This is a genomic window from Cohnella algarum, assembly GCF_016937515.1.
GTDB lineage: Bacteria > Bacillota > Bacilli > Paenibacillales > Paenibacillaceae > Cohnella > Cohnella algarum.
The window spans coordinates 1,660,426-1,674,212 of sequence record NZ_JAFHKM010000002.1 but is presented as its reverse complement, the minus strand read 5'-3'; the positions used below and the strand labels follow the sequence as shown (position 1 = coordinate 1,674,212).

At 60.9% G+C, this 13,787-nt stretch carries 12 protein-coding genes; all 12 read left to right on the top strand.

Annotated elements, in window-relative coordinates:
• Nucleotides 1-7: 7 nt before the first annotated feature.
• The gene (locus JW799_RS07510; RefSeq protein WP_205429311.1) at nucleotides 8-1,279 is read left to right on the top strand and encodes an ABC transporter ATP-binding protein; all 1,272 of its coding nucleotides are present in this window, start codon (nucleotides 8-10) and stop codon (nucleotides 1,277-1,279) included.
• On the top strand, nucleotides 1,234-1,542 hold the full coding sequence (locus JW799_RS07505; RefSeq protein WP_205429309.1) for a hypothetical protein: 309 nt from the start codon (nucleotides 1,234-1,236) through the stop codon (nucleotides 1,540-1,542). The genes JW799_RS07510 and JW799_RS07505 overlap by 46 nt, the downstream gene beginning before the upstream one ends.
• Nucleotides 1,539-2,597, top strand: a complete 1,059-nt coding sequence (locus JW799_RS07500) for an ABC transporter permease (protein ID WP_080832335.1) — start codon at nucleotides 1,539-1,541, stop codon at nucleotides 2,595-2,597. Before JW799_RS07505 ends, JW799_RS07500 begins: the two co-directional genes overlap by 4 nt.
• Nucleotides 2,594-3,505 (top strand): ABC transporter permease, encoded by a 912-nt coding sequence (locus JW799_RS07495; RefSeq protein WP_080832336.1) that lies wholly within the window; start codon nucleotides 2,594-2,596, stop codon nucleotides 3,503-3,505. Before JW799_RS07500 ends, JW799_RS07495 begins: the two co-directional genes overlap by 4 nt.
• A gap of 95 nt (nucleotides 3,506-3,600) precedes the next feature.
• Nucleotides 3,601-4,779, top strand: coding sequence for a BMP family ABC transporter substrate-binding protein (locus JW799_RS07490; RefSeq protein WP_205429307.1), 1,179 nt, complete (start codon nucleotides 3,601-3,603; stop codon nucleotides 4,777-4,779).
• 33 nt (nucleotides 4,780-4,812) lie between these two features.
• Complete coding sequence (locus JW799_RS07485) at nucleotides 4,813-5,823, top strand: formamidase (RefSeq protein ID WP_205429306.1); 1,011 nt, start codon at nucleotides 4,813-4,815, stop codon at nucleotides 5,821-5,823.
• An 18-nt stretch (nucleotides 5,824-5,841) separates the two neighbouring features.
• Entirely contained in the window at nucleotides 5,842-6,513 is a 672-nt protein-coding gene (locus JW799_RS07480; protein ID WP_205429305.1) for a cysteine hydrolase family protein, read from the top strand.
• Nucleotides 6,514-6,551: 38 nt separating this feature from the next.
• Nucleotides 6,552-8,177 carry a PucR family transcriptional regulator gene (locus tag JW799_RS07475; protein WP_205429304.1) on the top strand — a complete coding sequence of 542 codons (1,626 nt, stop codon included), beginning with the start codon at nucleotides 6,552-6,554 and terminating at the stop codon, nucleotides 8,175-8,177.
• 315 nt (nucleotides 8,178-8,492) lie between these two features.
• Nucleotides 8,493-9,779 carry an adenylosuccinate synthase gene (locus JW799_RS07470; protein ID WP_205429303.1) on the top strand — a complete coding sequence of 429 codons (1,287 nt, stop codon included), beginning with the start codon at nucleotides 8,493-8,495 and terminating at the stop codon, nucleotides 9,777-9,779.
• Nucleotides 9,780-10,465: 686 nt separating this feature from the next.
• On the top strand, nucleotides 10,466-11,767 hold the full coding sequence (locus JW799_RS07465) for an ATP-binding cassette domain-containing protein (RefSeq protein WP_205429302.1): 1,302 nt from the start codon (nucleotides 10,466-10,468) through the stop codon (nucleotides 11,765-11,767).
• Complete coding sequence (locus JW799_RS07460) at nucleotides 11,757-12,764, top strand: ABC transporter permease subunit (RefSeq protein ID WP_205429301.1); 1,008 nt, start codon at nucleotides 11,757-11,759, stop codon at nucleotides 12,762-12,764. Before JW799_RS07465 ends, JW799_RS07460 begins: the two co-directional genes overlap by 11 nt.
• Nucleotides 12,765-12,856: 92 nt before the next feature.
• The gene (locus JW799_RS07455; protein ID WP_205429299.1) at nucleotides 12,857-13,645 is read left to right on the top strand and encodes a hypothetical protein; all 789 of its coding nucleotides are present in this window, start codon (nucleotides 12,857-12,859) and stop codon (nucleotides 13,643-13,645) included.
• Nucleotides 13,646-13,787: the final 142 nt, after the last annotated feature.

Genomic DNA, 13,787 nt, shown 5'->3' with positions numbered 1-13,787 from the left:
CGATTCGATGAAGGCGCACGATATCGACGCGGACTCCTGCCTTCTGAAGGCGCAAGGCTTGACGAAACGGTTCGGAATCCTTACGGCGAATGAGTCGATTAACCTTGAGGTCAGACCGGGCTCCATTCATGCCATCCTCGGGGAAAACGGCGCGGGTAAAAGCACGCTGATGAAAATGCTCTACGGCGTGTACGTGCCCGATGAAGGCCAAATCCTGATGGACGGACAGGTCGTCGAACTTCACCCGCCGACGAAGGCAAGGGCGAAAGGGATCGGGATGGTGTTTCAGGACTTCCGGGTCGTTCCGGCGCTGACCGTGCTGGACAACATCGCGCTGGCGGTCGGAAAAGGCTGGCGGCTGCGGAGAAAGCAGCTGCGGGAGCAAATCAGGCAAATTTCGGCCAAATACGGCCTGGCGGTCGATCCGGACGCTTACGTATGGCAGCTTGACCTGGGACAGCGGCAGCGGCTGGAGATCGTCAAAGTGCTGCTCGTTCCGGGCACGAGAATCATTATTTTCGACGAGCCGACGAGCGTGCTCGTTCCCCAGGAAGTGGAATCCTTTCTCCGAATGCTCGACCTGCTGCGCAAGGACGGCTACGGCATTTTGCTCATCACTCATAAAATCAACGAAGTTCTCGCCTGCGCGGACCAGGCGACGGTGCTGAGAGCGGGAAAAATCACGCACCAGGTGACCCGCGAGGAGGGGCTCGACGGAGACGCGCTCGTCGCGGCCATGATGGGCGACAAGTCGCTGAAGGCCGTCGTGAAGCCGGCTCCCGACTTGTCGGAAACGCCGTCCGAGGTGCTTCGCCTCGACAACGGCACGATCAAAGGCGATCACGGCGAGGCGGTGCTCTCCGACGTGAAGCTTTCGCTGCGGAAAGGCGAAATCGTCGGCGTCGCAGGCATTTCCGGCAGCGGCCAGCGAGAGCTGGCGGAAACGCTGTTCGGCCTTCGCAAGCTGTCCGCCGGCACGCTCGCCGTGCACGGCAAGGAGATGAAAGGCGACGTCAAGGCGTTTCTGGAAGCGGGCGTTAGCTTCGTCTCCGAGGATCCGATCAAGGAATCGGTCATTCCGGGCTTCACGATTTTGCAGCATATGGTGCTGGACGGCATGCCGGTCCGCAACAAGGGGCGGGCATCGACTGGGCACGGCTCCGGTCGGAGCTCGAGGCGAGCGAGGAAGCGAGGTCGCTGGCCCTCGCCGCTCCCGAACGGAGAGCGGATCAATTGTCCGGCGGCAACGTGCAGCGGATGGTCCTTTCCCGGGCGCTGATTCGCAAGCCCGACATTCTCGTGATCAGCTATCCGAGCCGCGGCCTCGACATCGGCACGACGAGAACGATTCAGCAGCGCCTGATCGAGCTGGCCGAGCAAGGAACCGCCATTCTGTTGTTTTCGGAAGATTTGGACGAATTGTTCAAGCTGTCGGACCGGTTGGTCGTGCTGTCGGGCAAACGGCTGCTCGGGCCGTATCTGCCGTCCGAAACCGATATTTCGCAAATCGGCAACCGCATGTTGAAGGGGGAATCCGCATGAGCCATCAAGCATCCGCGATCTTGCCCGAAGCTTCCGGTGCCGCGCGGAGCAAATGGGCCCCGATCGGCAAACAGGCGCTCGTCTGGCTGTCCCCGTTCGTGCTGTACGGCATTTTCCTGCTGTTCTATGGCGTCAACCCGCTCGAGCTGTACGCCTCGATGATTCAATCGACGTTCGGCGATTTGTACGGCTTCGGCGAAGTGCTGCTCAAAGCCACGCCGTTCGTGCTGACGGGGCTTGCGGCGGCGCTGCCCGCCAAAGCGGGGCTGGTCAACGTCGGCGGGGAAGGGCAGCTGGCGATCGGGGCGCTGTTCGCGACGACGGCGGGGGTCTTTGTCCTCGGCTCCTATCCCGCCTGGATCGGCATTCCGCTCATGCTGCTGGCCGGCGCGTTCGGCGGCGCGGCATGGGGAGCGATCATCGCGCTGCTCAAAGTCAAAGGCCGCCTGAACGAAACGATTACGAGCGTTCTGCTCAACTACGTCGCGGCTTACACCGTCAGCTTATGCGTTCACGGGTTTCTGAAAGATCCGGAATCGTTCAACTGGCCGTTTTCTCCGGAAATTTCCTGGTCGCTGCGGCTCCCGATTTTTAACGGCACGCGGCTGCACATCGGCTTTGCAATCGCGATCGTGCTGGCCTTGGCGGCATGGTACGTGCTGGCGAAAACGAGGCTCGGCTTCCGGATCCGGGTGCTCGGCAGCAACCGGTACGCGGCGGAAAGAGCCGGCATGAGCATCAATAAAACGTACTTCTGGGTGCTGATCGCGGCCGGCGCCGTCGCCGGCGTCGCGGGCATGATCGAAATTGCCGGCATCGAAGGGCGCCTTCGTCCGACGACCGGCGTCAACTACGGCTACTTCGGGTTTCTCGCGGCGATGATGGCATGGAACAGTCCGCTGAAGCTGTTGGGAACCGCGTTTCTCCTCGGCATGATCAGCGTGGCGGGCAATACGCTCGAAATCCGTTCCGGATTGCCGTCTTCCTCGGTCATGATCCTGATGGCGCTGGTGCTTCTGTTCATTCTCGGAAGCGGAAGGAGGGCGAAGCGATGATTGCGGATATTCTTACGGGGGCGATCCGATCCGGAACGTCCGTCATGCTGGCGTCGCAAGGCGAGCTCGTCTCGGAGCGGGCCGGAGTCATCAATTTGGGAACGGAAGGGTCGCTGCTGGCCGGCGCGCTCGGCGGCTTCGCCGTTACCGTCTGGACCGGCAACCCGTGGCTCGGCGCTTTGGCCGGCGGCGTTTGCGGCATGCTGCTCTCGGCGATTCACGCGTTTCTGGTCATCAGCCGGGGCGCGAACCAGCTGGCCACGGGGCTTACGCTCATGTTTTTCGGAATGGGCCTTACCTCGTTTCTCGGCCGGGATTTCGTTAGCGAGCAGATCGTCGGCTTCAATCCGGTGCCGATCCCGCTGCTTTCGGACATTCCGTTCATCGGCGGCATCCTGTTCAACCACGATCCGCTGACGTACCTTTCGATTCTGCTTGTTCCTTGCTTATGGTTCGTGCTGTTCCGAACCCGGGTCGGCACGATTCTTAGAGCCGCGGGCGAGCGGGAGGAAGTGCTGTTCGCGAGCGGGATCAACCCGAAGCTCGTCCGATACGCCGGCGTGCTGGCGGGCGGCTTCCTGGCCGGCCTCGGCGGCGCTCAGCTGTCGCTTGCGTTCACCCACAGCTGGGTGGAAAACATGGCGCAAGGCCGCGGCGTCGTGGCCGTCGCGCTCGTCATTTTCGCCTCGTGGCTGCCGGGACGGGCGATGCTCGGCGCTTATCTGTTCGGCGCCGCCCAGGCGCTGCAGCTTACGGTGCAGCAGCAGGGGCTTCCGATTTCCCCGTTTTTCCTGTTCATGGTCCCGTACCTGCTGACGCTGGCCGCGCTTCTTATCGTGGAGCGGCGGAAGCGAAGCACGACCCCGGAGGCGCTGGGCAAAGTGTTCGCCGGCGAAGGAAGCGGCTGATCGGCCTTGGGTCGGCGATCCCGCCCTGTTCGTTCTATTAAAGAGAGGCAACAAGGCAATTTCCATATAAAAAGGGCAAAGGTGGAGAGAAACCAATGAGAAAACAAACGAAAAAGTTGGCAAAAAGCATGGTATTCGGCCTGATGGCCCTGATCGCGCTGCTCGCGGGATGCAGCCAGCCTGGCGGCAACAGCAGCGCTCCGTCAAGCGGCGCCTCGCCGTCCGCGGCGGCGTCGGGTTCGGGCGAAGCGATCGGCACGGGCGGCTCGGCCGTCGGCTTTATTTTCGTCGGAACGAAGGACGATTACGGCTACAATCAAGCGGCGTACCAAGGCAGCGTGGCCGTCGAGGAAGCGTTCCCCGACCTGAAGGTGCTTCGCGCCGAGAACGTGCCGGAAACGGCCGAAGCCGAGCGCGTCATGGAGCAGATGATCCAGGAAGGCGCGAAAATCATTTTCCCGACCTCCTACGGCCATCTCGATCCGGCTCTCAACGTGGCGAAACGCCACCCGGACGTCGTGTTCTACCACCAGGGCGGCCTGAAAACGGCGGAAAACCTCGGTACCTACTTCGGCACGATGTGGGAGCCGGTATACCTCGCGGGCGTAGCGGCAGGCAAAATGTCCGAAACCGGCAAGCTCGGCTACATCGTTTCGGTTCCGATCCCGCAAGTGCTGCTTAACGTGAACGCCTTCGAACAAGGCGCGAAGTCGGTCAACCCGAACGCGACGACGTCCGTCGTCTTTACGGGAAGCTGGTGCGACCCGGGCCAGCAAGCGAACGCGGCGAACTCGCTCATCGACGGCGGCGCCGACGTGCTGACCCAGCACCAGGATTGCAGCAAAACGATCGTCGAAACGGCCGAACGCCGCGGCGTCATGACGGTAGGCTACCATGCCGATTCGTCCTCGCTCGCTCCGGAAGGCTGGATAACGGGTTCCGTATGGAACTGGCCGGATCTGTTCGTCGACATGGTGCAAACGGCGGTCGACGGCAGCTTCAAAGGCAGCATCTATGACGGCAAATTCCGCGGCACGCTGGCCGACGACGTCGTTCAGCTCGCGCCGTTCGGCAAAAACGTTCCGGAAGACGTCAAAGCGGCGGTGGAAGAGGCGAAGGCCAAGCTGATCAGCGGAGAGCTTCATCCGTTCGCGGGTCCGGTCAAGGATCAGGCCGGCACGGTCCGTTTCGCGGAGGGCACGACGCCGACGATCGACGAGCTGGAAGCGACGGACTTCCTCGTGGAAGGCGTCATCGGCAACATCAGCCAGTAAAAAGAACGCGCGAGGAAAGGGGAGCGGATCGGAATGAGCGGATTGGGAGGACTCAACAAATCGCCCGACGGCGTCGTCATCGGTCTCGTCCAGATGCAGCTGCCCGTCGTCGACACGCCGCGGCAGCTGGCGGAACAAACCCGGCGAATCGTGGACATGACGGCCAAGGCGAAGCGCGGACTGAAAAATATGGATCTCGTCGTTTTTCCGGAATATTCGCTCCACGGGCTCTCGATGAATACCGATCCGGCGCTGATGTGCCGGGTCGACGGCCCGGAGGTGGAAGCGTTCCGCCAGGCGTGCCGGGACAACGACATTTGGGGCTGCTTCTCCATCATGGAAGCGAACCCGGACGGCAATCCGTACAACACCGGCCTCATTATCGACAATGAAGGCGAAATTCGGCTGAATTACCGGAAGCTGCACCCGTGGGTGCCGGTCGAGCCGTGGGAGCCCGGCAATCTGGGCATCCCGGTTTGCGACGGTCCCAACGGCAGCAAGCTTGCGCTGATTATTTGCCATGACGGCATGTTCCCGGAAATGGCGAGGGAATGCGCGTACCGGGGCGCGGACATCATGATCCGGACCGCCGGGTACACGGCGCCGATTCGCCACGCCTGGAAGATCACCAACCAGGCGAACGCTTTCTGCAATCTCATGTATACCGTCTCGGTCTGCATGAGCGGCAGCGACGGCACGTTCGATTCGATGGGCGAGGCGATGATCGTCGGCTTCGACGGCGTTCCGCTCGTCGAAGGCGGCGGACGGCCGGACGAAATCGTCGCCGGCGAAGTCCGTCCGGCGCTCGCCCGCGAGGCGCGGCGGCTGTGGGGCGTGGAGAATAACATCTACCAGCTCGGCCATCGCGGCTACGTCGCGGTCGACGGCGGAGCGCAAGATTGCCCTTATACCTATATGAAGGACATGGCGGCCGGGAACTACCGGCTCCCGTGGGAGGACGAGGTCGTCGTCAAGGACGGCACGTCCGAAGGCTTTCCGAAGCCGACGAGAACGTATCAAGGAACGCTCGAAGGAACGAAGTAGGCGGGGAGGTCGATTTCGATGAAACGAGTAAACGCGTCGCTTCCCTATCCGTTCGAATACGAAGCCGGCCGCGCGGCTCTGCTCGTCATCGACATGCAGAACGATTTTTGCGCGCCGGGCGGCTTCGGCGAGCGGCTCGGCAACGATATCGCTCCCGCCCGCCGCATCATTCCGGCGATTGCCGGGGTGCTGGAGGCGGCGCGCGAAGCGGGGCTGCTCGTCATCCACACGCGGGAGGGCCATCTGCCCGACTTGTCCGATTGTCCGCCGGCGAAGCTCGAGCGGAGCCGGAAGCAAGGGGCCGGAATCGGCGATCCGGGGCCGATGGGGCGCATCCTGATCCGCGGCGAACGCGGCCACGATATCGTTGCCGAGCTGGCGCCGGCGGCAGGGGAACCGATCGTCGACAAGCCCGGCAAAGGGGCGTTTTACGCAACGGATTTGGAGCGGATGCTCCGGGAACGGGAAATCGAGCATCTGATTTTGACCGGGGTGACGACGCACGTTTGCGTGCATACGACGCTGCGGGAGGCGAACGACCGCGGGTACCGCTGCCTGGTGCTCGAGGATGCGACGGCGGCGTTCGATCCGGCCGACCACGAGGCGGCGCTTCATATGGTTCGCCAGCAGGGCGGCATTTTCGGCTGGACGTCGTCTTCGGCGGCTTTTATCCGATCTTTGCGAGTTTGACGCTGACCGGCCGCCGCCGAGAAAGGAAGATGACCTGAATGGAACAGCTGGCCAAAGTCGGGTTCACCGTGAGCGATTTGTTTATGATCCCCCACTTTAAAGACGCCGTTCTGCTCGGCGGCGGCGCCAACGCGGACAAAGTGATCAGCCGCGTCAACGTCATGGAAGTCCCGGACGTCATCGATTGGGTGCGGCCGGGGGAATTTCTGATGACGACCGGGTATCCGTTCCGGGACAACCCGGAGGTGCTGGCGACGCTGATCGGCCAATTGGCCCAGCGGGGAGTCGTCGCGCTCGGCATCAAGACGAAACGCTTCCTCGACGAGGTGCCGCCCGCCGCGATCGCAGCCGCCGAGCGGCACGGCTTGCCGCTGATCGAGCTTCCGCCGGGCACGACGTTTTCGGACGCCGTCCGCGAAATCATGGAACGCGTGCTCGTCTCGGAGTTCAAGGATTTGACGATCCTCCAAGGACGGGTGCAGCGCCTGTCCCACGTGCTGCTGCACGGGGATGGGCTTCCCGCGTTTTTGCAGCATTTGGAGCTCATGATCAAAAACCCGGTCGTGCTCCTCGATCCGAAAAACGGGGTCGTGGCGTCTCCGGAAGCGATGCCTCTGTGCGGCGGTATCGGCCCGGAGGAATGGGACCGCATCCGGAAGGAAAGAACATTGGAGACGAACGTGATCGGCGGAAAGGAATCCAGCATCCGCGTTCACGTCGCAGTGGTGAACGACGACGAGCTTCAGCCTTACCTGCTGCTCGTCATCGACCGGAAAAACGAATACAACGTCGTCGATACGCTGACGCTGAACTGGGCGGGAAGGCTGCTCGAGTTCGAAATCAGCAACATGCAGGCGCGTTCGCATATCGAAACGAAATACGCCGACCAGTTTCTGCAGGACTGGCTGGCGGGAAGAATCGTCACCGCGGTCGATTTGCGGCTGCGGGCCGAAGCGTGCGGCTGGCCGCTCGCGGAAGCGGCGCACTACACATCCGGCGTCGTTTATTTTCACAACCGGAAGTTAGAAGTGAAGGGGCTGCAGGAGCTGGCCAAACGGCTGAACTGGGAGTGCGCCGCCCGCAAGCTGGAAGCGAAATGGACCGTTCTCGAGGGCGATCTCGTCGTGCTGCTGACGCATTCGGAACCGGATAAGGCGGCCGATCGCCAGCAGCTGCTAAGCGAAGTCTCGACCTTGCTCCAGCAAGCCGTTCCGGAGTCGGGCGTGTCGCTTTGCCTCGGCCGGGAGGCGGGGGACCAGGTCAAGGCTGCGAGCAGCTACATCGACGCGCGGCGCGTGCTGGAGATCGCCGGAATTTGCTTTTTGACTTCTCCCGTGCTGCATTATGCGGATCTGGGCGTTTATTTGCTGCTGTACCGACTGAAAGGCACCGAAGAGCTGGCCGAATACCGCCGCCTGTATTTGCATCCGCTGCTCGAGCTTGACCGGAAGCAGCAGGGGGATTTGCTCAGCACGCTTCGGACGTATTTTCAATGCAACTGCAATGCAAAGGAAACGGCGGAACGGATGTTCGTGCACTACAACACGATCATTTACCGGCTGGAACGGATCAAGGGCGAGCTGGGCATGAGGCTGGACGACCCCGATACGAAGTTCGTTTTGCAGCTGGCGCTCAAGCTGCATGAAATCAAGGAGCTTGCCTGACGGGAAAAGACGGGCTCCTTTCGGAACGAATCCGGTTTAGTTGCGGGTTGTCCGGAAAGGAAGCGCATATTTTGAAAAAATTCCGAACGATTGTATGGGTGATTGTACAATTGTTCGGCTTTTTGAGTTGACTTCGTCTGCTCGGATTGCTACACTAATGTTGCTGCCTTGCGGCCATTTGGTATCGCGTCGGGACGAAAGCCGTCTCCGATGCGCTTGCGCGTGCCTTCCGGCAACGGCCGGACGGGAATTCATCGGCGCAACGGGAGCATCATCATGCCGGCGGGAACGAAGCTGCCGGGTGGAGGGATTGCATTGTCTACAGTCGTTGTCGTAGGAACGCAATGGGGAGACGAAGGCAAAGGGAAGATCACGGACTTTCTCGCCGAGAAGGCGGACGTCGTCGCCCGCTATCAAGGGGGCAACAATGCCGGCCATACGATTCTCATTGAAAACAAAAAGTATAAACTGACGATGATTCCTTCCGGAATTTTCAATCAAAACAAAGTATGCGTAATCGGCAACGGGATGGTCATCAACCCCGCCGCGCTCGTGGAAGAAATTCAATACATTATCGATAACGGATTCAGCGTCGACAATTTGCGGATCAGCGATCGCGCCCACGTCATCATGCCGTATCATCTCGTGCTCGACGGGCTGGAAGAAGACCGCAAGGCCGACAACAAAATCGGCACGACCCGCAAAGGCATCGGCCCCTGCTACATGGACAAAGCCGCGCGCAACGGCATCCGCATCGCCGACCTGATGGTGGCGGAGGAATTTACGGAGAAGGCGCGCCGCCTGATCGAGGAGAAAAACCAGATCATCACGCAAATGTATCAAGGCGAGGCTCTGGATGCCGACAAGATCATTTCCGAGTATTTGGCATTGGCCGAGAAGCTGCGCCCCTACGTGACCGATACGTCGGTCGTGCTGAACGACGCCATCGACGAAGGCCGCAAAGTGCTGTTCGAAGGCGCCCAAGGCGTCATGCTCGACATCGACCAAGGCACGTATCCGTTCGTCACGAGCTCCAACCCGTCCGCGGGCGGCGTCTGCATCGGATCGGGCGTCGGCCCGTCGAAAATCCGCCAGGTCATCGGCGTCGCCAAGGCGTACACGACGCGCGTCGGCGACGGCCCGTTTCCGACCGAGCTGCATGACGAGCTGGGCCAATGGATTCGCGACAAGGGCCACGAATACGGCACCGTGACCGGACGCCCGCGCCGCGTCGGCTGGTTCGACACGGTCGTCGTCCGCCATGCGCGCCGCGTCAGCGGCATTACCGGCCTTTCGCTCAACTCGCTCGACGTGCTCAGCGGGCTGGAAACGGTGAAAATTTGCACGGCCTATAAGTACCGCGGCGAAATCATTCACCACTATCCGGCGAACCTGAAGGTGCTGGGGGAGTGCGAGGCGGTGTACGAGGAGCTGCCGGGCTGGAGCGAGGACATCTCCGGCGCCAAGACGCTGGAGGATTTGCCGGAGAACACGCGCAAGTACGTCGAGCGCGTATCGGAGCTGACCGGCATTCCGATCGCCATCTTCTCCGTCGGCCGCAACCGCGAGCAAACGAATCAGGTGACGGCGATTTACGAGTAAGCGGAAGTTGAAGGCGATAAGCGGAAGTTAAATGGCGATAAGTGAAAGTTAGTGGCGATAGGCGGAAGTTAAATGCGGAATAGGATATTTTAGCGAAAGGCCGGAAGCGAACGCGGATGCTGAACCAGATGCGCAGCACGGATGCCAAGCGAGATGCGCGCAGCAAATCCTGGAGGGATCCGACGCGAAGGTCATAGCGCAATAGAGGGATGCCCTCTGCGGAGCGTGAAGCTCCGTGGGGGGTTTTTCGTGTTTTTCGCGGGCTGTCGGGGCAGCAGGGCGGCGTCATCGGGCCGAAGTATGGCGTCGTGTATAGGGCAATCGCGGGAAGACGGGTCAACGAGGCCTTTATACGCGCGGAACTGCAACTGCTGCCTATTGTCCCGAACCTGGCTTTGCTCTAAATCGATTGGCCTCTCCAACCCGCCCCCTCAACCAACCTCCAATCCGGCCGCCCCGCCAAATCGCCTAATCACCCGTTCCACCAACTCCAACCATCCGCCTCCACCGAGATACCAAACGTTAGATCGCCGGGAAATTGCCGGAGAGAGCGCGTTCCCGTCCGCGGGCCGAATCCAGCCTCTTGCGATCCCCGCCAATCAACTGTACAATGTGTACTAGATAAAGTAGTACAGTCGTCCGCAACAACCCGGTACGGAAAAAGGAAGGAGCCGAACGAATGCCGCATGATCCAAATCCATGAACGGAGTCTTCTGCCGATATTCGAGCAAATCGTGAGCCAGGTGAAAGAACTGATCGCAAAAGGGGCGCTTGTCGAAGGGGACAAAATTCCCTCGGTCCGCGAGCTGTCGGCCACGCTGCTCGTGAACCACAATACGGTCGCGAAGGCGTATCAGGAGCTGGAGCGGCAAGGCGTGATCTTGTCGATCCGCGGCAAGGGCGCTTATGTCGCCAAGGCGGCTGAATCGCCGGGCATGCTGACGGAGCGGCTGAGAGAGCTGAAGGAGCGGCTGCGGCTGCTAGTGGTCGAAGCCCATCACCTGGGCATTGGCGAAAGTCAGCTTAAAGCCTGGATCGAAGAAGAAACCGCACGTTACGGGGGGAAATGCATGCTCACGGCACGCAATCTGCGCAAAACGATTGAACGCAAGCCGGTGCTTCATCATATTGACTTCTCGCTTGCCCCCGGGCAAGTCGCCGGCTTGATCGGCCGGAACGGCTCGGGTAAAACGACGCTGCTGAAAACGCTGGCCGGCATTCTGACGCCGGATGAAGGGGAGGTGAGCTGCGGAGGGATGCCGATTCACGCGCATCCGGAGGCGAAGCGCGAAGTCGTGTTTATCCCGGACTCGCCGGAGGCGCTGTACGGGTACACGGCGTACGGGTGCGCCGATTTGTACGGGATGATCTACCCCCGTTTCGACAAGACGTTTTTCCTGGAGGCGATGAAGCGGTTCGGCCTGCCGGTCGGCAAAAACATCAAGCATTTTTCCAAAGGGATGAAAATGCTGCTCGGCACCGCGCTCGGCCTGGCTACTCGAGCCGGGTTCGTGCTGCTCGACGAGCCGACGAACGGCATCGACGCGATCGCCAAAAAGCAGATGCTGACGCTGCTGATGGAGGCGGCGGCCGACGGGACGGCGCTCGTCATTTCGTCGCATATGCTGGATGAGCTCGAACGGATCGCGGACATGGTTTTGCTGCTGAAGGACGGCACGATCGAGGTGCACGACCGGAACGGCGATGCCTATCCGGAGCTCGTCAAGGTACAGGTCGTGTTCCGCGGGGACGCGCCGGAGGAGTGGCTGTCTTCGCCTCGGGTCAAGGTGCTGGAGCGGGTCGGCAAGGTGTATACGCTGCTGCTCGGCAACGAGGCCGGACCGCGGGCGTTCCTTGCGGGTGCGGAGCCGCAAGCTTCCGCTTACGGGGAGTTGGAAGCGATGGAGCCGCTGCTGCTGGAGCCGCTGCCGCTGAAGCTGGAGGACATGTTCGAATGGAAGCTGGGAGGGCCGACCAATGCGGGATAAGGCGTTATGGAGCCGGGAGTATGCGCAGGCCAAGCTGTTCGTCTGGTTCGTGCCGGCTCTTCACTTCTTTACGCTGGGCTTCGCCCGAATAAACGACTTGTTGTTCGACGGCAGCCGGAGCCCGGAGCGATTGGAGGCCGCGCTTCGCTCCGGAGACGCGATGCAGGTCTACCAGTTCGGGAATCTGGAGTCGGTCGGCAGGGGATGGATGCTGCTCGCCGCGTTCGTGCTTGCGTTGGTCCAGTTCGGAACGGAGCGGCGCAATGGCTCGCAGGAGTTTCTGTTCTCCTTGCCTTATTCGAGGCGAAGGATTTTTTGTACGAAATGGCTGTTCGGAGCCGCGCTGATCGTAAGTACGTTCAGCCTGAATACGGCAATAGACATGGTCGCGGTGCTGTCCTCGCCGGCGGCGGAGCTGTTCAGCCTCGGCTATCACTTTACGCAATGGCTGTACTCGATCGTCCTCCTTCTTGCGGCCTATTCGTTCGTTGCGCTCGTCGGGACGATAACGGGCACGGTTGCTTCCCAAACGACGCTCTCGTTGTTCCTGTGGGCAGCGCCTATGTCGATGTACATTGTCGCGGATGAGAGCTTTGGGATTATGTTCGGACGGGATCTTTTTCCCGATTCGTATTTATACGAGGAGTTGCAGGATTTTATTAATATTCCGGGGTACATAGCGTTAAGCTATGAATTCATTACGTGGGGGAAAATGGTTGTATTCGCTCTTGTTGCCGGAGCGCTTGTCCTGCTTGGAATGCGGGGCTATGAGCGGAACAAGCCGGAAAACAACGGGAAGTTCCTGATGTTCGGCTGGCTGGAGCTGGCTGTCCAGACCGCGATCGTCGTCCTGGCTTCCTTGCTTGCGGGCAATTTCGCGGCCGGGGTCGTTCGGTTGGGGGACGGGCGGCTCGGATTTTTGTTCGGTTTGGCGATCGGCTGCGCGGCAAGTCTCCTGCTGACGGCCAAGTTAAAAAGAATTCGGTTGAAATCATAGAAGAAAGGCATTTTCCGGAAAAAAAGAATGCGAGAAGCCCGGTTTGCCCATACTGAAAACTATGATCATAGTTTGGCAGGAGGGCAAGAAGGATGTTCAAATGGATAGGCTGGCTCGGCCGCCTGATCGCAAGCGCGCTGCTGCTCAGTTTTCTGTGCATCTGGACGACGGGGTACATTGTGAACAGCTACGTGGAAACGCTGCTGAAGCAAATGAACATCCCGCTCGAGGTGCAGCCGTTCGCGTTGTCGGGCGTATGGGGGCAGCTGTGGGGAGCCGAGGAACCCGCGGCCGCGGACGCCGAGGCGGAATCTCCCGAGCCGGGACCCGCGCCGGGCGAGAAGGCGGCAACCGGCTCGGAGCGCGGCGAGACGGGCGCGGATCCCGGCCCGGAGAACGGAATCGGCGGGGGGAGCGAGGCGGAACCGCCGGAGCCGGGCGCGGAGGAAAGCGGCCTTGCGGGCGCGGGCGGAACGGATGGAACGGATGGAACCGATGGAACGGATGGAGCGAATGAAGCCGATGGAACCGGCGGACCCGGACAACCGCCGGAGGCAGGAGCGGACGACGCGCCCGCAAGCGGCGGCCTCGACGGCGAAGACGGGGCGGCCGAACCGGACACGGTGCCGGTCATCGGCGAAGACGAAGCGATCGGCGCGATTCAAGGCTTGTCCGACGGCGAGCGGCAAGAGCTGTTCTCGCTCGTCGTGTCGAAGCTCGATTCGGCCCAGCTCCGGCAAATGAGCGGCTATTTGTCGGAGGGCGTATCGGCGGAGGAATTGGCGGAATTGGAGCGGATGCTGCGCGGCGTGCTGGACGACGATGAATTTGCGCGAATGATGGAGCTTCTTGGCGAATCGCCGCCAGAGGATCAACCGTAAGTCAGGACCCTTTTATAAAACGTTTCGGGACCTTCGAACGAGATTCGGAGGTCTTTTTGGCTATTATTAGAATTCTCTCACGCTTTGCTATATTCATTGATGGGTTTGTTAAAGGTATGCTAAAGTAATAGACAGGCTGCGA